Here is a 19689-nt window from a genome sequence, read left to right as displayed (position 1 = left end):
CGTCGTGGGGTTCGGCGACGGACCGAGGTCGGGTCCGTGAGGTGAACGAGGACGCGCTCCTCGCGTACCCCCCGGTGTTCCTCGTCGCCGACGGCATGGGTGGGCACGACGCGGGCGACCTCGCCAGCAGGATCGCGGTCGAGGAGTTCGCCCAGCTCGCGGGTCAGCCGTCCGCGTCGTCCGACGACGTGCACGCCTGCTTCGCGCGCACGTCGACGCGCATCCGCACGGAGTTCACGCGCGGGCGCCAGGGTGGGACGACCGTCTCCGGGGTCGCGGTGACGGAGCACGACGGCGGCTGGTACTGGCTCGTGTTCAACGTGGGGGACTCGCGCGTGTACCGCTGGTCGGACGCCGCGCTGACGCAGGTGAGCGTCGACCACTCGGTCGTGCAGGAGCTGCTGGACTCGGGCGACCTGTCGCCCGACGCCGCGCGCCGGCACCCCGAGCGCCACGTGCTGACCCGTGCCCTGGGGACGGGCGAGCCCCCCGAGCCGGACTACTGGCTGCTGCCCGCCGGTGCCGACGACCGGCTGCTGGTCTGCACCGACGGCCTGACGCGCGAGCTCGCGGACCACGAGATCGGGCGCGTCCTGGCGTCCGTCGACGACCCGCAGGAGGCAGCGGCGATGCTCGTGCAGGAGGCCCTCGAGCGCGGCGGGCGCGACAACGTGAGCGCGGTCGTCGTCGACGTCGCCACCGCCACCGCGCCCGAGCAGACCCACGCCACCGCGCCGCGCTCGGCGCCCGACCTCGGGCCGCACCTGTGGGACGAGATGCTCAACGGCGCCACCGTGCCCCGTCGGCCGGCGGCACGTCCCGACCCCTCGCTCGTCCCGCCCGCGACCGCGGCCGACCACGTCCAGGAGGACCCCGCATGACCGAGCGCGCGCACCACGAGTACCAGGACGGCCGGTGGACCGCCGTCGCCGGTGAGGGGTTCCTCGCTCTGGTGGAGCCCGGCGCGGCACGTCGCGTGGTGGACGGGCTGTGGCAGGTGGCGAGCGCCGGCGGCGACGTCCTGGGTGCCCTCGGCGTGGTGGCGGCCGACGGCTTCGCCGCCCTGCCCGGGTTCGCCGTGGTGCGCACCGACGACGACGGTGCCGTGCACGCCGTGCTGCGAGGGCCGCTGCGGCTGCGCCTGCACGGTGCCGACGGCGTGCAGGAGGTCGCCGCCGGCGAGGGTGCCGTGTGGACCGAGCACCGCGCGCTCGGCGTGGCGGGTCTGGAGGTCGTGGTCGACGCCGCCGTGCCGGGCACGGCGGACTGGTGGCCGTTCGTGGGTGGCGTCGTGCGGGCTGCGGGCCTGCGGTCGGGCAGGGTCGACGACCGTGCCCAGGAGGTCGTCGACGCGGTCGGGACCGCCACGCACGAGCAGCCCGTCGTGGCGGCCGCGCCGCCGCCCGAGGTGACGGCGGCCGCCCCGCCCACGCCGGTCGCGGAGCCGGAGCGGACCGAGCCGGAGCAGACCGAGCCGGAGCGGACCGGGCCGGAGCAGACCGAGCCGGTGGCGTCCGAGGTTCGGCACGTCGCGTCCGTGGACGTCGAGCCCGTGGACGTCGAGCCCGTGGACGTCGAGCCGGAGCGTGTGGAGGCGGAGCACGTCGAGCCGACGGCTGTGGAGGCCGAGCCCGTCGTGCTGGCCGCTGTGGAGCCGGAGCCCGTGGTGGAGCCGGAGCCCGTCGCGCCGGAGCCGGTGGTCGAGGTCGTGGAGCTCGAGGAGCCCGTGTCGGCGACGGACGGACCGACGGGGTGGTCGTCGTTCGACGCCTGGCCCGTCGCGCCGGCGCAGGAGCAGCCGCGGGAGCCCGAGCCGGAGCCGGCCGCCGAGATCCCGTGGTGGCCCCTGACGACCGCCGAGCCGGCGACGGCGACCGCGCTGGACGCGCCGCTCACGGCCGCGTCCGTCGGTGCCGCGACCTCGGGCTCCGAGGCCGGCCACGTCTCGCTGGTCTCCGGGCGGCCGGACGTCCTCGAGACGGCCGCCGACGACCACGACGGGATGACGATCCTGTCGAGCGACCTGGCGCGGCTGCGCGACCGCCTCCCGGCCTGGTCCCAGGACGGCGCGTCCGGACCGTTCCCGACGCCCGAGCCCGCACCGACGGCCGCGCGTCTCGTGCTGTCCACGGGCCTCGTCGTGACGCTCGACCGCGCCGTGCTCCTGGGGCGCGCGCCGCAGGTGGCCCGGGTCACCAACCGCGAGCTGCCCCGGCTCGTCACGGTGCCGAGCCCCAACCAGGACATCTCGCGCACGCACGCCGAGGTGCGGCTCGAGGGTGAGCACGTCGTCGTGACCGACCTCGACTCCACCAACGGCGTGCACGTGTCGCGCCGGGGTGAGGGCGTGCGGCGGCTGCACCCCGGTGAGCCGAGCGTCGTCGGCACGGACGAGGTGGTGGACCTGGGTGACGGTGTGACGTTCACGGTGGAGCGCACCGCGTGACCGCTCGCCGTGAGGCGTCCGCGCCGCCGGACCTGCCGGGCTACGAGTACGTGCGCGTGCTCGGGCTCGGGGGCTTCGCCGACGTCTTCCTGTACCGCCAGCACCTGCCGCGCCGCGACGTGGCGGTGAAGGTGCTGCTCGCGGGCAGCCTCGACGACGACGTGCGCCAGCGGTTCCAGACCGAGGCCAACCTCATGGCGCAGCTGTCGCACCACCCCTCGATCGTCACGATCCACCACGCCGCCATCGCGGCCGACGGACGCCCGTTCCTCGTCATGGAGTACTGCTCGCGCCCCGGCCTGGCCGAGCGGTACCGCGCCGAGCGGATGCCCGTGCCCGAGGTCCTGCGCATCGGCGTGCGGCTCGCGTCCGCGGTGGAGACCGCGCACCGCGCGGGCATCCTGCACCGCGACATCAAGCCCGCCAACGTGCTGACCACCGACTTCGGGTGGCCCGCGCTCACCGACTTCGGCATCGCGGCGACCACCGGTCCGGCCGCGCAGACCATCGGCATGTCGATCCCGTGGTCGCCGCCCGAGATGCTGGCCGAGCACCCCGGCGGGGACGAGCGCTCGGACGTCTACGCGCTCGCGGCGACGATCTACTCGCTGCTCGCCGGTCGCACCCCGTTCGAGCTGCCGGGCGGCAACAACAGCGCGCAGCAGCTCGTGGCGCGCATCGAGCGCTCGCCGCTGCCGCCGGTGGGACGCGACGACGTCCCGCAGCAGCTCCAGGCGGTGCTCGAGCGGGCGATGGCGAAGCACCCGTCGCGCCGGCACGCGTCGGCGGTCGCGGTCGCCCGCGCCCTGCAGGAGGTGGAGGCGGCGCTCCGGCTGCCGGTGACGCCGCTCGACCTCCCCGACGACCCGGGCGGCGCTGCCGGCGACACGCGGTCCGACGACGACGCGACCCGCCTGCGCGGCGTCGCGGTCCCCGGCGCGGCCATCGGCCGCCGTGTCGACGACGAGGACGCGACCCGTGCGCGCGCCGTCGTGGTGGGTCGCCCCACGCTCGTGCCTCCCGCTCCCGCACCGCCGGCGCCGCCGCCGGTCGGGGTCCCGGTCGGCCCGGAGCCGCGCCGGGGTGCCCGGGTGGCCGCTGCCGCGGCCGTGGTCGTGGTCGCCGCGGTGGGCACGGTCCTGGTGACCACACTCGGGGGTGCGGACCCCACCGGGCCGGTCGCGCCCACCGACAGCCTGGCCGCGCCGCAGACCGGTCCGGCGGCGGCCCCGGTGCCCGCACCGCACTCGCTCGCCGGCACGCGCGCGGCGGACGGGGCGGTGACGTTCACGTGGCAGAATCCGGACCCGCAGGACGGGGACAGGTACCTGTGGGGCGTGCTCGCCGTGACCGGTGAGCCCACCCTGGAGCTGGTGGACCAGGAGAGCGTCACCGTCCCCGCCGACCAGGGGACGGGTGAGGTGTGCATCCAGGTGTCCATCGTGCGGGCGGACCGCTCCGCGAGCGCGCGTCCCGCGCAGGGGTGCGCGCCGTGACGTGGTGGGACCCCCGCACGTGGCGCCGGCGCCCGGTGACCACGGTCGCGGCGGTCGTCACCGTGCCGGCCCTGGTGCTCACCCTCGCGCTGATGGACCGCGGCTTCCCGCTGGCGCGGGTGGACCTCAACGACGGCGGTGTGTGGCTGACCGCCACCGGCGAGCTGCGCGTGGGCAGGTACAACGTGCCGGTCGAGGAGCTCGACGGCGGGCTGGTGACGACCGGCAGCACGTTCGACGTGCATCAGGACGGCGGCTGGGTGCTGCTGAAGGAGCTGACGGCGGTCTCCGTCGTCGACCCCGCGAGCGTCGCGACGACGACGCAGCTGGCGACGGCGGACACCGAGGTGTCAATGGCGGCGGGCCGCGTCGCGTTCGTCGACCGCGTGGGCGACACCTGGGTGCGGCCGATGGGCGAGCTGGACCTGCTGGACCTCGGCGACGACGCCCCGGACCTGCAGCTCGGCGAGGGCGGCGCCGCCGTGGTCGCCCGCAGCGGGGCCGTCCTCGCCGTCGCACCGCAGGACGGTGCGGTGACGCTCGTGCCCGCGACGCAGCCGGTGGCGCCGCAGCGGCTGGGCGCTCTCGGCGAGGTGACGGTCAACGCGGTCACGGCCGTCGGTGACGAGCTCGTCGTGCTGTCGGGCTCCACGGTCCGCACGCTGGCGGGCGAGGTCACGGTCGACGACACCGACCTCGTGCTGCAGCAGCCGGGACCGGCCGCCCGCACGGTGCTCCTGTCGGGCACGTCGGCGCTGTGGGAGGTCCCCCTCGACGGCGGCGCGCCGCGACGGCACGACACCACCGGATCCGGCCGGCCGGCCGCACCCGTCCGCGTCGGGGACTGCGCCTACGCCGCGTGGGCCTCGGCCGTCGGCTCCTCGCTGCGACTCTGCGACGGCAAGGACCCCGTCGTCGAGGACCTCGAGACCATGACCGCGGCCGACCGGCTCGAGTTCCGGGTGAACCGCGGGTTCGTGGTGCTCAACGAGACCGTCGGGGGACGCGTGTGGCTGCCGCAGGAGGACACCGCGGTCCGCGTCCCGGACTGGGCGGACATCGTCCCGGAGGACGAGCCCGAGGAGTCCGAGGAGGACTCCGAGACCGGCGACGTCACCCAGGAGCCCGTGACGGAGTGCAGCGAGCAGAGCGCGCCGCCCGTCGCCGTGGACGACGAGTACGGCGTCCGGGCCGGGCGCACGCGCGTCCTGCCGGTCATCGACAACGACTCGTCGTCCGACTGCGGCATCCTCGTGATCTCCGTGCTCGACGCGCTGCCCCCCGACTTCGGCACGGTCGAGCGGATCCGCGGCGGGCGCGCGCTGCAGGTGCACGTCCTCGAGGGGGCCACCGGGACGGCGGAGCTGCGGTACACGGTCACCGACGGCCGCGGCCTCAACGCACCCGCGACGGCCACCGTGCGCCTCACCGTCAGCGACGGCGACGCGCCGCCGGAGCAGGTGCGCACGTCCACCCTCACGGTCGAGACCGGTGGCCGGCTCGTGCACGGCGTGCTCGCCGACTTCACGGACCCCGACGGTGACGACCTGCTGCTCGTGGGTGCCACCGCGGACCCGGCGGCCGGCACGGCCCGGTTCCGCCAGGACGGCGTGCTGACGTTCGCCGCGGACGGGGGCGCGCTCGGACGCACGACGGTGGCCGTGCAGGTCTCCGACGGCACGAACGTCGTCGAGGGCCAGGTGGCGGTCGACGTCCGCGCCGCCGGCTCGGTGCCGCCGCAGATCGACCCCGTGCACGTCGTGACGTACGTGGGGCAGGAGGTCGAGGTGCGCCCGCTCGACGCGGTGCGCTCCGCGTCGGCCGACCCGCCGCGCCTCGCCGCCGTGTCCGACACGGTCGGCGCGACGATCGTGCCGGACCTGCAGGCGGGCACGTTCGTGTTCAAGGCTCCCCGGGCCCAGTCGTACTACGTCACGTTCGTCGTCTCGGCGGGGCCCCAGCAGGCGACCGGGATCGCCCGGGTCGACGTGCGCGAGTGGCCGGAGCAGGCGCAGCCGCCCGTGGCGGTCCGTGACCTGGCCCTGCTGCCCGCGGGCGGCGAGGTCACGATCGACCCGTTGGCGAACGACGAGGACCCTGCCGACAACGTGCTGGTCCTGCAGTCCGTCACGGTCCCGGAGGGCTCCGGCCTGCAGGTAGCGGTGCTCGAGCACCGCTACGTGCAGATCCGGGCCGGGCGCACGCCCGACGGTCCGGTCGTCCTGGGGTACGACGTGTCCAACGGCTCGGCCACCGCCCGCGGCGAGATCGTCGTGCAGCCCGTGCCGCCGTCCGCCTCCTCCCAGCCGCCGGTGGTGCCGAACGTCGAGGCCACGGTGCGGGCCGGCGGCGTGGTGACGATCCCGGTGCTCGAGGGTGCGTCGGACCCCGACGGCGACCGGCTGACGGTGCTGCGCGAGCTGCCCGAGCCGCTCGCCGCGGGTGACGGACTGCTCTTCGTGTCCGGCGACGTGCTGCGGTACCAGGCGCCCGACCGGGCGCTCACCGCGCGGGCGACCTTCGCGGTGCAGGACACCGCGGGCAACGTGACCGCCGCCACCGTCACCGTCCGGGTGCACGAGTCGGACCCCGCGACCAAGTCCCCGCCGCGCCCCAAGGACGTCGACGCGCGGGTGTTCGACGGTGACAGGGTCCGCATCCCCGTGCCGCTGGTGGGCATCGACGACGACGGCGACGGCGTGACGCTGCTCGGGCAGGCGTCGGCACCGTCGCTGGGCCGGGTGGTCGAGGTCGGTCCCGACTGGATCGAGTACGAGGCGGACCCGGACTCGCGGGGGACCGACACGTTCACGTACGCCGTCGAGGACTGGGTCGGGCAGCGGGCCGTGGCCCGCGTGCGCGTCGGCATCGCGCCCCGTCCGTCCGGCGTGTCGGAGGTCGTCGCCGTGGACGACGCGGTGACGCTGCGCCCCGGGCAGCGGGTCGAGGTGCGCGTCCTGGCCAACGACATCGACTCGACGAGCCGCGAGCTGCGGCTGGAGTCGATCGAGCCGCCGGAGGGCGTGGTCGCCGAGATCCAGGGGCGACGGATCGTGGTCACCGCGCCGTCGACCCCGGGTGTGGTGCCGATCCCGTACCTCGTGACCAACGACGGCGGCGGGCGCGACTACGGCGTGCTCACGGTCACGGTGACCGACGACGCCCCCGTCCTGCCGCCCGTGGCGCGCGACGTCCTCGTGCCCGCCATCGACACGCTCGGCCGGACCGAGGTCTCCGTGGACGTCCTGGCCGTGGCGCAGAACCCGTCCGGTCCGCTGTCCGACCTCGAGGTGTCGGTGCCCTCGTCGCACGCGGACGTCGCGCGGGTCACCGCCGACGGCGACGTGGTGGTCACGCTCGTGGACCACGCGCAGAACGTGCCGTACCGGCTGGTCAACCGCACGTCGCCGGACGCCGACGCGTACGCGTTCATCACGGTGCCCGCCCTCGGGTTCTTCCCGCCGCAGCTGCGCCCGCGCGCGCCCGAGCTGCGCGTGGCGAGCGGTGAGCAGCTGGTGATCCCGCTCGCCGAGCACGTCCAGGTCGCACCCGGCCGCGAGCCCACCATCGCCGACCCCACCCAGGTCACGGCGCCCCGCTCGGACGGCGCCGAGCTCGTGCAGGACGCCGGCACGCTGGTGTTCAGGTCGGCGCCCGGCTACGCGGGGCCGGCGTCGATCTCCGTCCCGGTGACCGACCGCACCGGACCGACGGACGCGACCGCGCGCACGACCCTGCTGACCCTGCAGATCACCGTCTACGCGGTCGACGACCACCCGCCGACGTTCGACGGTGCCACCATCGAGGTGGAGCCGGGGGAGGCCGCGAAGCGGGTCGAGCTGCTGGCGCTGACGCGCGGGCCCGAGCAGGCCGAGGGCTCGGCGAGCCCCGCGGACCGCTACGGCTACCGGATGGTCTCCGGGACGCCCGCGGGCTTCGCCGTGTCCCTCGTCGGCTCGCAGCTGCAGGTGTCCGCCGACACGGACACGCCCAAGGGCACCACCGGCCGGCTCGAGCTCCAGGTGACGTACGGGCGCAGCGGCGTCCTGGACGTGGCCGTGGACCTGCGGGTCGTCGCGAGCACGCGCCGGACCGCGACGGTGCAGAACTTCGTCGTCGACGACGGGGCACAGGGCCGGGACAGCACCGTGCGGGTGCTCGAGAACGCCGTGAACCCGTTCCCGGAGAAGGGTCCGCTGACGGTCGTCGGTGCCGTCGTCGAGACCGCGGGTGCCGGGACGGCCGGCGCCTCGGCGGACTCGGTGACGATCCGGCCCGACAGCGACTTCATCGGGCAGATGGTGGTGCGGTTCCGGGTGCGCGACGTGACCGGCGACCCCGGCCGCGAGGTCGAGGGCCGCATCACGGTCCGCGTCAGCGGGGTCCCGCTGGCACCCGTGCCACCGCGCATCGGGGAGATCCGGGACCGGACCGTGGTGCTGTCGTGGACCGCGCCCGACAACCGGGGCGAGCCGATCACGGAGTACCGCGTGACCGCGTCCCCGGGCGGGATCACCCGCAGCTGCGTCAGCACCACCTGCACCGTCGACGGGCTGACGAACGACGTCGAGTACACGTTCACGGTGGCTGCGCGCAACCGCATCGGGTGGTCGGAGGAGTCGCCGGCCTCGGCGCCCGCGCGGCCCGACGCCGTGCCCGAGGTCCCCGCCGCGCCGCGCCTCGTCTTCGGCGACCAGTCCGTCACCGCGACCTGGGAGGCCCCGGCCTCGGTCGGGTCCGCCGTCTCGAGCTACACCCTCGAGATCAGCCCGGCGCCCGAGTCGGGCCCCGTGAGCCGCACGACGACCGCGACGTCGTACACGTTCGACCGGCTGCGCAACGGCGTCGCGTACGCCGTGCGCGTGCGTGCCCACAACAAGGCGCCCGAGCCGAGCGGGTGGAGCATGTGGTCGGCGACGGAGGTCCCGGCCGGTGTGCCGGACGCGCCGGATGGTCTGGTCGCCACGCGCGAGAACACGCCGCTGGGCGGGCAGATCTCCGTGGCGTGGGGTGACACCCGGCCCAACGGCGACGCGATCCAGGGCTACCAGCTGGTCATCAGCGGCGGGTCGGGGGGTGGCACGTTCGCCCTGTCCGCCGACGCGCGCTCCTACCCGTTCGTCGGTGCGGCGAACGGCGTGGAGTACACGTTCGAGCTCCGGGCCCGCAACAAGGCGGGCCTCGGTGCGCCGGCCGTCGCACGTTCGATGACGTTCGGCGTGCCGGAGGGTGTGACGGGCGTCGTCGCGCGGGGCGCCGTCGGTGGCGACCCGGGCAACGGGTCCGTCGACGTCACCTGGTCCCGTGCCGGCGACCGCGGGTCGCCGGTCACGGACTACCGGGTCAAGGTCACCGTGAACGGGAACGTGAGCGAGAGCTCTGTGGGGACCGGCACATCGACCTCGGTGTCCGGCCTGCGCGGTGGTGACCCCGTCACTATCCAGGTCCAGGCCTGCAACGCCGCCGGGTGCGGTGACTGGAGCGCGGCGGTCCGCGCCGACCCGACACCGGTCACGCGCCCGACCGGTGTCAGCGGGCTGGGCGAGCCGGTGCCCGCGTGGAACGGCGACCGCCAGGTCACGTCGGTCAGCGCCTCGTGGACGGCCGTCACGTGGGGCGGCAGCGACGGCTCCTACCGCGTCGAGTTCTACGTCGACGACCGCCTCACCGAGACGCAGACGGTGACGGGCACCAGCGCAGCCTCGTCGGCGGGCATGCCCTCGTTCAACATCGTCAACCGCCGGGCCACCTTCCGGGTCGTCGTCACACCCGTCAACCGCGCCGGGGAGGGCGGGCGTGCGGCGAGCGAGGTGCGCGTCACGCGTGCCAGCGCGCCGGACGACGTCCGTGGCGGGTTCGGCCTGACCGTCGCCGCCGACGGCTCCACGGTGAGCGCGACCTGGTCACCGCCCGACGACGGTGGCGCCGGCATCATCGGCTACGACGTGGAGGTGGCCGTGAACGGCACGTGGCGGTCCCTCGGGCGCGTCGCGCAGGCGTCGCTGCAGGGTGCCGTGCTGCAGACGCCCGCACCCGCGGACTCCCGCGTCAGTGTCCGCGTCAAGGCCGTGAACGAGATCGGGTCGTCGTCGCGGTGGGGCGAGTCCCAGCAGGTCACCGTCCCCGCCGCCCCCGCCCCGCCCGATCCCGGGGACGGCGGATGAGCCGCCGACCGTCCCGTCCGCACGCCACCCCCGACTGGAGCCTGAGCACATGACCCCCGAGCAGACCACCTGGTTCGCCGAGACGTTCGACGCCCTCGTGGCCAACGTGGGGCAGGCGCTCCTCGGCAAGGAGGAGACGGTCCGCCTCGTCCTGACGGCCATGCTGGCCGACGGGCACGTGCTGCTCGAGGACGCGCCGGGCACGGGCAAGACGTCGCTCGCCAAGGCGATCTCGGCGACGGTGCAGGGGTCGCACCACCGGATCCAGTTCACGCCGGACCTGCTGCCGTCCGACGTCACGGGCGTGACGATCTACGACCAGTCCACGCAGCGGTTCGAGTTCCACCCGGGACCGATCTTCGCGTCCGTCGTGCTCGCGGACGAGATCAACCGCGCCTCGCCCAAGACCCAGGCTGCGCTGCTGGAGGTCATGGAGGAGGCCAACGTGACCGTCGACGGCGTCACCCACCCGGTCGGGCGGCCGTTCATGGTGATCGCCACGCAGAACCCGATCGAGCAGGCGGGCACGTACCGGCTGCCCGAGGCGCAGCTCGACCGGTTCCTGCTCAAGACCTCGCTCGGCTACCCCGACCGCGCCGCGGCGGTCGAGATCCTGGCCGGCGCCAAGGACCGGACCGCTGCCCTGCGCCCGCGCATCACGACGCAGGCCGTGGGCACCATGGCCGACCTCGCCCTCACGGTGCACGTCGACGACGTCGTGCTCGACTACATCGCGCGGCTCCTCGAGGCGACCCGGGACGACCCGCAGACCGCGCTCGGCGCGAGCGTGCGCGGCGGCCTCGCCCTCGTGCGGTGCTCCAAGGTGCGCGCCGCGGCGGACGGGCGCGACTACGTCCTGCCCGACGACGTCAAGGTGCTCGCCCAGGCCGTCCTCGCGCACCGCCTCATGCTGGACTCCGAGGCGGAGTTCGCGGGCGTGACGGCCACGGAGGTGGTGGGCCGCGTCCTGGAGCAGGTCGCACCGCCCGCGCTGCGGCAGGGCTGAGGCGTGGGTCTGCGGGTCGCACCCCTCGGCTGGGGGGTGACCGTCCTGGCGCTCGGCGCCCTGGTGGCCGGGCGCCTGCTGGGGTGGGGTGAGCTCGCCGCCGTCGGGGTGGCGCTGCTCGGCGTCGTCGTGGCGTCCCTGCTGATGACGGTGGGCCGCACGCGGTACGCCGTGGTGCTGGACCTGGCCGACAACCGGGTGCGGATCGGGCAGCGCGCCGTGGGTCGCGTCGACGTGCGCAACGCCGCGCGGCGGCGGTCCCTGCCCTCGCAGGTCGACCTGCCGGTGGGGGAGCGTGTCGTCGAGCTGGCCGTCCCGAGCCTGCCCCCGGGCGGCGCGCACGACGACCTGTTCGCGGTGCCGACGGACCGACGGGCGGTCATCGTCGTCGGGCCCGTGGTGTCGCGGCGCGGCGACCCGCTGGGGCTGCTGCAGCGCCGGCTGCGCTGGACCGAGCCGGCCGAGCTGTTCGTCCACCCGGAGGTCGTGGCGCTGGGCGGGGCCAACGCGGGGCTGCTGCGCGACCTGGAGGGCCAGGCGACGCGCGACCTGTCCGACTCGGACCTGAACTTCCACGCGCTGCGCGACTACGTGGCCGGTGACGACCGGCGCTACATCCACTGGCGCACCACCGCCCGTCGCGGCGCGCTCATGGTCAAGCAGTTCGAGGACACCCGCCGCACGCTGACGTCGATCGCGCTGGCGACGGCGACCACCGACTACGCGCACCCCGACGAGCTCGAGCTCGCGGTCTCGGTGGCCGCGTCGATCGCCGTGCAGGCGATCCGCGACGAGCGTGACGTCGAGGTGCTCGCCGGCCCGGGACGGCTGCGCACCGCCACCCCGCCGTTGCTGCTCGACGACTGCTCGCGGCTGTCGTGGTCGCCGGCCGGGGCCGGTGCCGTGCTGCTCGGCCGGCGGGTCGTGCGCGAGACGCCCGACGCCTCCGTCGCGTTCCTCGTCACCGGCGGGACGCCCACGGACGCCGAACTGCGGCTCGGGGCCCGCGCACTGCCGGCGGGAACCCGCGCGGTCGTCGTGCGGTGCGCCCTGGGCCAGGAGGTCGCCGTGCGCACCCAGGGCACGCTGACGCTGGCCACCGTGGGCGAGCTCGCCGACCTGCCGCGCGCGCTGCGTCGGGTGGTCGGATGAGCCGCCACGGAGGACCGCGATGAGGCCCGGGCAGCGGATCGGGGTCCGGGAGCCCGCCGACGCCGTCCGCGACGTGCTCGTGCTGACCGTCGCGACCGCCCTCGCCCTGACGCCCCTGCTGCCGGCCTACGGCTCGTCCGCGGTGCTCCCGGCGCTCGTCGGCGGGGTCGTCCTGGGTGCGACGGTGACGGTCGTCGGTGCCCTGCGTCGGTGGTCCGCGGTCGTCGTGGTCGCCGCGCTGGTCGGTGCGTACGCGCTCGCGGGCGGCGCCCTGGCGGCCCCGACGACGACGGTCGGCGGGGTCGTGCCCACGCCGACGACGGTGCTGGCGCTCGCCCGGGGCGCCGCGTCGACCTGGAAGCAGGTGCTCACGCTGCAGCCCCCGGTGGGCGCCGGCGGCACGCTGCTCGTCGCGGCCTACCTGCTGGCGCTCGTCGGCACCGCGGCCGCCCTCGCCCTGACGCTGCGCGTGCGACGGCCGGCGGTCGCGGCCCTCGCCGCTCTGGTGCCCGTGCTCGTGCTCGTCGGCGCGATCGTGCTGGGTACCCGCCAGCCGCCCGTCCCGCCCGCCGTGGCGGGTACCGCGCTGGCCGTGCTGGGGCTGACGTGGGCGTCGTGGCGGACCGGCCGGTGGCGGCCGCGACGTGTCGTCGCCACGGGCGCGCTGGCGGCCGTCGCGCTGACCGGGGGACTGCTCGGGGGGCCCCTCGTGGTCGCGGACGAGCCGCGCGTCGTCGTCCGCGACGAGATCGTGCCGCCGTTCGACCCCCGCGACTACCCGAGCCCGCTCGCCGCGTTCCGGCGCCTCGTCAAGCTCGACGAGACCGTGCTGCTGACCGTGGACGGGCTGCCCGAGGGGGCGCGTGTCCGGCTGGCCACGTTCGACCGGTACGACGGCGTGGTCTTCAACGTGGCGGGTGACGGGACCGCGCAGGCGTCCGGTGAGTTCCGGCGCGTCGGGGACCGGATCGAGGTGCCGGTCGACGGTGAGCGCGCGCGCGTCGAGGTGACCGTCGGGGCGCTGCAGGGGGTGTGGCTGCCGACCGTCGGGTACGCCGCTGCGATCGACCTGGGGCGCGCCACGGGGGACCTGCGGTACAACGACGCGACCGGCGGGGCCGTGGTCACCTCGGGCCTGCGCGAGGGGATGACCTACGCGCTGGACGTCGTCGTGCCGCCGGTGCCCGGTGCGGACGACATCGGCGACGCCGGTGCCGGCCCGGTCGTGCAGCCCGCCTCGCGGGACGTGCAGGCGGTCTCCGTGGCCGCGACGGACATCGCGCGCGACGCCGGCACCGCCGTGCAGATCACCGAGGCCATCGCCGTGCACCTCGCGGAGCAGGGCTACTTCAGCCACGGCATCACCGACGCGGGCGACCACCCGTCGCTCTCGGGGCACGGGGCGGCACGCCTGGCCGACCTGGTGGCCGGCGACCTCATGGTGGGCGACGGCGAGCAGTACGCCGCGGCCGCGGCGCTGATGATCCACGAGATGGGCCTGCCGGCCCGCGTCGTCCTGGGGTTCGTGCCGGGGTCGGGCGACGACGACGGCGAGGGCGTGGCGCCGACGGACGAGGACGGCGCCGTCGAGATCCGCGGGCGCGACGTCCAGGCGTGGGTCGAGGTCGCGTTCGCCGGTCACGGCTGGGTGCCGTTCGACGTGACGCCGCCGCGCTCGCGCACACCGGAGCAGGAGCAGGAGGAGACGGACACCGACCCGCAGCCGCAGGTCGTCCAGCCCCCCGCGCTCCCGCCCGACCGTGTCACGCCGCCCGACGACGACACCGAGCAGCCGCAGACGGAGGACCCCGCGCAGGACGACTCCGGGCTGGCCGTGTGGCTGCGCGTCGCGGCGTGGGTCGGCATCGGGCTCGGTGGGGTGCTGCTCCTGCTGTCGCCCGTGCTGGTGGTGCTCGCGCTGAAGTGGCGCCGCCGTCGTCGCCGTCGTCGCGCCGCGGACCCCGTGCGCCGGGTCGCCGGCGGCTGGGACGAGGTCGTCGACGCGGCGCGCGACATGGGAGGCGCCCCGCCGCCCGCCGCGACACGCCGCGAGGCGGCGCGCGCCTGGGCGCTCTCGCTCATGGCCGGGCACCCCGCGGTGGCGGCGCGCGTCGAGGCGCTCGCGCGGCGGGCCGACCGGGCGGTGTTCGCCGCCGGCACGCCGGAGCGCTCGGAGATCGAGGCCTACTGGGCGGACGTCGACGCCGCGGTCGCCGAGCTGCGCCGCACGCTCCCGTGGCGCGGGCGCGTGCGCTCGCAGGCGTCCCTCGCCTCGTTGCGCGCGGCCGGGGGCCGGCAGTCCCGCGGCCCCCGCACGCCACGGGGGGTCGACGGCCGGCCGGCGGAGGTCCCCGCCGGTGGCCGTGGGGCGGGTGGCCGTGCGTCGGCGCCGCCCGGCACCACGCGCCGCGCCACCCGTCACGGCCGTTCCCGCCGCACCCGCCGAGCCCGAGGTGAACGATGAGCCCCCGCCCTGCCCCCGCCGTCGACGACCGTCCCGCCGGCCTCGGCCGGAGGTTCCTCGCGGTCCTGGTGGACCAGGTGCTCGTCCTGGTGCTGGGCGGTGGTGCCGTGCTGGTCGCCGTGGTGCGCGCCGCGGCGACGCTGCAGGACGGCGGCGCGGTGCCGGACGGGCAGGTGGCGCCGCCCGCCGTCGCACCCGCGCTGGTGGTGACCGGTGCCGTGCTGGCGCTGGTCGTGACCGTGGTGCAGTGGCTGCTGCACGGCCGCCACGGCTGGACGCTGGGGCGCCGGCTGCTGGGCGTGCGCACGGTCGACGCGCACAGCCGACGGCCGATCGGCGCGGGCCGCGTGCTCGTGCGGGGGCTCGTCGTCGCCGCCGGCTCCCTGGTGCTCGGGATCGGCCAGTTCGTCGTGCTGCTCTCCCCGCTGCTGGACCGGACCGGCCGTGGCCGGGGCTGGCACGACCGGGCGGTGGGCGCGGAGGTGCTGCGCGCCGCCCCGGGCGGTGCGCACGTGGCGGGCGGCCGGAGCGTCCCGGCGCCGGCCGCGGCGCGCTCGGCCCGCCCGGTGTCCGCGACGCCCGACCGTGGCGGTGAGGTGCCGCGCCCGCACGGCGTGCCGGCAGCCTTCCGGGACGCGGGCGCGCGTGGCGGCGTCCCGGCCGCGCCGGACGCCGTCGCGGGACCGACCGCTCCGGCTCCGCCGTCCGGGGGCCTCGTGCTCGCCCCGCTGCACCCGACGCGCTCGGCGCCCGACCTCGACACCCGGGCGATCCCGGCGGTGCGGTCCGCCCCCGCCCCCACCCTCGCCTTCGGCCTGGCGCCCGAGCTCGAGCTGACGCGCCCGGCGCCGCCGCGCACCGACGTGGTCCCGGAGCCGCGGCCGGGGACGTCGACCGGCCTGCGGATCGCGCTCGACGACGGCCGCCGGGTCACGGTCGAGCGCCTCGCGCTGGTCGGGCGCAACCCGTCACCGGGTCCGGGGCTGCAGGTGGTGCGCGTCGTCGACCCGTCGCGCTCCGTCTCCAAGACCCACCTGCAGCTCGCCGTCGACGCGTCCGGCGGCGCCTGGGTCGTCGACCGGGGCTCCACCAACGGCACCCTGGTGACGCTGCCGGACGGCGGGCAGGTGGTGTGCCCCGTCGACCACCCCGTGCGGCTGCGGCAGGGGGCCGTCGTGGTGTTCGGCGACATGTCGCTGCGCGTCGTGGCGATGCCGCCGGCGGCGGCCCGCGTCTAGGGCGTGTCTCCCATGTCTGCCGTGAGGCTCGCGGGGGTGTGTGAGGGTGACGGCGTCTTCGCGGTATCGGGTGCTCTCTGACGAGCAGTGGGCTCGCACACGGCGCGGAGCAGGCGGCGGACGGCCACGCGGACTCGACACGAACGCCTACCGCGGCCGCGACGTCGTCGAGCGCGACTTCGCCCTGACCAAGCAGTGGCGCGGCCTGGCCACCCGCTACGACAAGCTCGCCATGACCTACCGCGCCGCAGTCATCCTCGCCGCCTGCATCACCTGGTCACGGGTAGAGCCGGTCGCGCTACAGCTCACGAATGTGGAGCAGGCTGCGCAGATTCACCTTCCGTCTGATGTGGGCTCGCTCAGCGCCGTCGACGACGACGGCCGCTCCTAGCCACGTCGCCCCGCTGAGCTCGACCAGAGCATGCGCAGCCTCGACCTGAGCACCCGTCGCGACCCAGTCGTCGACGAAGAGCACCCGCTCTCCGGAGCTCAGCAGCGCCCGGCGCGCCCCTAGCCGAAGGTGCCGGTCGCGGTAGTCCGGCGGCGTCGTGACCTGCCACCACGCGTCCGAGTCGGCCGCCGAGGGGTGGTTCTTCAACAGCTCCACGAACCCGACACCAAGATGGATCGCCACCAGAGGCCCGAGGAGCGAACCTCGGGACTGAGGTCCGGCGATCACGGTCGGCGACACGTCCGAGAACAGACCGGCCAGCGCCGGGCCGAGCTGCGCCAGCAGCTCCGCATCCCGCCACCACCCCGTCATATCGGCACGGAAGTTCGGGTCCGTCCGATCACCCAGCCAACGAAACCGCTCCTGCAAGCGCTCCTGGATCACGACTGATCCTAGAAGCGGTCGAGCTCCTCATGTGTGCTCCACGCTCAGATGGGAGACACGCCCTAGCCGGCCCGGTCCGGCCCGGGCCGGTCCGGTCGGTCGTCGGCCGCGCCCACCAGGGCGTCGAGGGCGTCCAGGACCCGCGCCAGGCCGAAGCGCCACGCGTGCTCCGCGCTGGCGGGCCCGGCCATCGCCTCGCCCGCGACCGCACCGACCCGCCGCGCCAGGGCGTACCGGTCGCCGACGTACGTGGCGAGCCGGTCCGCCCACCGGGCCCACACGGCCGCGGTGGCACCTGCCGGCGGGTCCGTGCGTCGGGCGCGCGCGGACGCCCGCACGAAGTCGGCGACGAACGCCGCGGCCGCGTCGCGGTCCAGGTCGTCCAGCCCGGTGCCGTCGAACGCGTGCAGCCGGTGGTCGTAGGCGGCGACGGTGCCGGGGCCGAACGCGGTCCGCTGGTCGTCGACGTCGAGGAGCCACGGGTGCCGCCCGTACGTCGCGAGGTCGGCCTCCGCGACGGCGGTGACCCGTGCGCGCCAGCCCGTGTCCGGGTGCGCCGCGCGGTGCTGCCGGGCGTGCACGGCGTCGACCATCAGCACCAGCAGGTCGTCGCGGGCGCCGACGTGCGAGTACACGGCGTTCGGGGCGACGCCCAGCCGCGCGGCGAGCCGGCGCACCGTCACCGCGCCGACGCCCTCGGCGTCGGCCAGCGCGACGGCCGCGTCGACCACCTGGGAGGTGGTGACCCGGGACCGCGGCCCCCGGCTGCCCGCGCGGGGCGCGGCGGGGTGGTCGCGCCACAACAGGTCGAGCAGCTCGCGTGCCACGCACCCTCCGGGAACACCCGCGCGGACAGATACCTTGTACGGTGAACAAGGTAGCCGACCCGGGCCGCGACCCGGCCGCGACCCCGTGAGGAGAACCGTGCACATCACCGGATCCGCCCTGTCCCTGACCGTGGACGACGTCGAGGCGTCGGCCGACTTCGCGCGCCGGCACTTCGGGTTCACCGACGCGATGTCGGCCGACGGGTTCGTCGCGATCACCCACCCGGACCTGGGCTGGAACATCACCCTGCTGCGCACCGGCCTGCCCTCGTTCCGGCCCGAGCGGATCGCCGGACCCTCCGGGCAGGGCCTGCTGATCGTGTTCGTCGTGGACGACGTCGACGCCGAGTTCGCCCGCGTCGCGGCCGCCGGCGCCGAGGTCGTCACGCCGCCCGAGACGGAGCCGTGGGGCGAGCGCTACTGCCAGGTCGCCGACCCGAACGGGATCGTCTGGCAGCTCGTCACGTGGGTGTGACGGTCCGCCCCTCGTGCATGGCCCCCGTGGCCTAGTCTCGGCCCATGGGTGCCATGCGCCCGGCCTCGCGGATGCGGCCGGTCGAGCTGGTCGACGACGCGGACGACCGTGGTCCGCCGGCCGGTGGGTCGTCGCTGCACGGCGGCGGCCCGGGCGCGGCCGGTCCCGGGGACCCGCCGACCGGCACCGGGCCGCAGCCCCCGGGACGGCGCTGGTGGCCCTGGGCCCTCGGGGCCCTGGTCGCGGTGGTCGCCGCCGGAGCGCTCGCGACCGCGGCGACCGAGCGGGCCGCGACCGCACGCGCGGACGCCTTCGCCCGGTTCGAGGGCGTCGTCCGCCCGCTCGACGAGGCCCCCGTGGTCCGCTGGCGCACGGGGGCCGACGGGCCGACACCGGTCATGACCTCCGGCGGGGCGATCGTGACCGTGTCCGACGACGAGGGGCCCTGGGTCGTGCGCTCCTCGGACCCCGCGACGGGGGACCTGCGGTGGCGTGCCGAGGTGACCGAGACGCCCGGCGCGGGGTTCGAGTCCGTCGCCGTGGCCTGCGCGGGTGACCCCGACCCGACCGCCCTGCTGCTGTGCCTGTGGAACGAGCCGAACGTCGTGTACGGCAGTGCGGGGGAGTCGACGCCGTACGTCCCGCCCACGCACGTCCTCGCCCTGGCACCGGACGACGGCACGCGGCGCGGCACCTGGGAGGTGACGGGCCCGCTGCTCGGGGCCCTGCGCCACGAGGACGATCTCGTCGTGGCGACCGCCCTGCCCGACCGGCGGGTGCTCGTCGAGCGTCGCGCCGGCGCCGACGGCACGGTGCGCTGGTCCTGGACCTCGCCCGGCCCGCTGGTCGACGACGGCGGCGTGCGTGCCGCACCCGACCTGCGGCTCGCGGGCGACGTCGTCGCGCTGGTGGCCGTCTCGACCGTCCTGTTCGACGTCGACGACGGCCGGGTGCTCGAGGACGGCCCCCCGGGGCGGCAGATCCTCGTCAGCGCACTGCCCGACGGCGGCTTCGCGACCTGGACCTCCGGCCTCGCGGGGCAGCTGCGGGACGCGGACGGCGCGGTGCGGGCGAGCGCTCCCGGGCTGCCCGCGTCCCCCGTGGGGGACCGCTCGGTCGACGCGCTGCTGGTCGACGCGGGCAGCCGGGTCCTCGGCGTGCGGCCGACCGACGGCACCACCATCTGGTCGCTGCCGACCTCGATGTCGCCCGTGGCCGTGGCCGACGGGGTGGTCGTGCTCGCCGGGGAGGCTTCCGTGGGGGCCGCCGACGGTGCCGACGGGCGGCTGCTGTGGGAGCGGGACCTGGTCGTCGCGCCGAGGTCGTCGCCCCTGACGGACGCGCTGCACGTGCTGGTCGCCGAGCACGAGGGCCCGGACAGCACGACGCTGGTGGCCCGTGGGCTGCGCGACGGCGTCGAGGCGTGGCGGGTGGTGCTGCCCGACGGGGTGCGCGCGGTGACGGCGGCCGGTGGGCACGTGGTGGCGCGCACCGCGTCCGAGGTGCTCGTGCTGGGCTGACGCTCGGTGCCGGACCTGATGGACCGGACGGACCGGTCGGACCCAGCGGCTCGGGTCGGGAGCCGA

General features: G+C 76.1%; 12 protein-coding genes and 1 pseudogene. 11 read left to right on the top strand and 2 right to left on the bottom strand.

The annotated features are described in order from the left end of the window. The first annotated feature begins 41 nt into the window (after window positions 1-41). The 9 genes and pseudogenes from KG103_RS11245 to KG103_RS18875 all read left to right on the top strand — a co-directional run. A complete protein-coding gene (locus tag KG103_RS11245) occupies window positions 42-881 on the top strand; it encodes a PP2C family protein-serine/threonine phosphatase (protein WP_249670557.1) in 840 nt (279 codons plus the stop codon). Next, a complete protein-coding gene (locus KG103_RS11240) occupies window positions 878-2446 on the top strand; it encodes an FHA domain-containing protein (RefSeq protein ID WP_207341055.1) in 1569 nt (522 codons plus the stop codon). The genes KG103_RS11245 and KG103_RS11240 overlap by 4 nt, the downstream gene beginning before the upstream one ends. Then, entirely contained in the window at window positions 2443-3942 is a 1500-nt protein-coding gene (locus KG103_RS11235; protein ID WP_207341056.1) for a serine/threonine-protein kinase, read from the top strand. The genes KG103_RS11240 and KG103_RS11235 overlap by 4 nt, the downstream gene beginning before the upstream one ends. After that, the gene (locus KG103_RS11230) at window positions 3939-10106 is read left to right on the top strand and encodes an Ig-like domain-containing protein (RefSeq protein WP_207341057.1); all 6168 of its coding nucleotides are present in this window, start codon (window positions 3939-3941) and stop codon (window positions 10104-10106) included. Before KG103_RS11235 ends, KG103_RS11230 begins: the two co-directional genes overlap by 4 nt. A gap of 49 nt (window positions 10107-10155) precedes the next feature. Then, complete coding sequence (locus tag KG103_RS11225) at window positions 10156-11112, top strand: AAA family ATPase (RefSeq protein ID WP_207341058.1); 957 nt, start codon at window positions 10156-10158, stop codon at window positions 11110-11112. A 3-nt stretch (window positions 11113-11115) separates the two neighbouring features. Next, window positions 11116-12264, top strand: a complete 1149-nt coding sequence (locus KG103_RS11220) for a DUF58 domain-containing protein (protein ID WP_207341059.1) — start codon at window positions 11116-11118, stop codon at window positions 12262-12264. Window positions 12265-12283: 19 nt separating this feature from the next. After that, window positions 12284-14728 (top strand): transglutaminase-like domain-containing protein, encoded by a 2445-nt coding sequence (locus KG103_RS11215; protein ID WP_207341060.1) that lies wholly within the window; start codon window positions 12284-12286, stop codon window positions 14726-14728. After that, complete coding sequence (locus KG103_RS11210; protein ID WP_207341061.1) at window positions 14725-15966, top strand: RDD family protein; 1242 nt, start codon at window positions 14725-14727, stop codon at window positions 15964-15966. The genes KG103_RS11215 and KG103_RS11210 overlap by 4 nt, the downstream gene beginning before the upstream one ends. A gap of 76 nt (window positions 15967-16042) precedes the next feature. Beyond that, a pseudogene (locus KG103_RS18875) lies at window positions 16043-16252 on the top strand (transposase); the annotation flags it as partial. Between the two features lie 12 nt (window positions 16253-16264). Here the strand turns inward: KG103_RS18875 and KG103_RS11200 are convergent. Both KG103_RS11200 and KG103_RS11195 read right to left on the bottom strand, forming a co-directional pair. Beyond that, window positions 16265-16801, bottom strand: coding sequence for a phosphoribosyltransferase family protein (locus tag KG103_RS11200; protein WP_249670556.1), 537 nt, complete (start codon window positions 16799-16801; stop codon window positions 16265-16267). Window positions 16802-16863: 62 nt separating this feature from the next. Continuing rightward, window positions 16864-17628, bottom strand: a complete 765-nt coding sequence (locus KG103_RS11195; protein ID WP_207341063.1) for a TetR/AcrR family transcriptional regulator — start codon at window positions 17626-17628, stop codon at window positions 16864-16866. 97 nt (window positions 17629-17725) lie between these two features. Here KG103_RS11195 and KG103_RS11190 point away from each other — a divergent pair, with 97 nt between their 5' ends. Beyond that, entirely contained in the window at window positions 17726-18103 is a 378-nt protein-coding gene (locus KG103_RS11190) for a VOC family protein (protein WP_207341064.1), read from the top strand. Between the two features lie 44 nt (window positions 18104-18147). After that, window positions 18148-19623: an outer membrane protein assembly factor BamB family protein gene (locus tag KG103_RS11185; RefSeq protein ID WP_207341065.1), complete on the top strand. Its 1476-nt coding sequence runs from the start codon at window positions 18148-18150 to the stop codon at window positions 19621-19623. Window positions 19624-19689: the final 66 nt, after the last annotated feature.

The organism is Cellulomonas wangleii (assembly GCF_018388445.1).
Taxonomy (GTDB): Bacteria; Actinomycetota; Actinomycetes; order Actinomycetales; family Cellulomonadaceae; genus Cellulomonas; species Cellulomonas wangleii.
Note: the sequence above shows the minus strand (reverse complement) of the source record. Positions and strands in the feature narration are given on the sequence as shown.

Excerpts from the sequence above, each read along its gene's own strand:
- KG103_RS11240 (WP_207341055.1), top strand. The coding sequence starts at position 878 with ATGACCGAGCGCGCGCACCACGAGTACCAGGACGGCCGGTGGACCGCC.
- KG103_RS11225 (WP_207341058.1), top strand. The coding sequence starts at position 10,156 with ATGACCCCCGAGCAGACCACCTGGTTCGCCGAGACGTTCGACGCCCTC.
- KG103_RS11215 (WP_207341060.1), top strand. The coding sequence starts at position 12,284 with ATGAGGCCCGGGCAGCGGATCGGGGTCCGGGAGCCCGCCGACGCCGTC.
- KG103_RS11210 (WP_207341061.1), top strand. The coding sequence starts at position 14,725 with ATGAGCCCCCGCCCTGCCCCCGCCGTCGACGACCGTCCCGCCGGCCTC.
- KG103_RS11185 (WP_207341065.1), top strand. The coding sequence starts at position 18,148 with ATGGGTGCCATGCGCCCGGCCTCGCGGATGCGGCCGGTCGAGCTGGTC.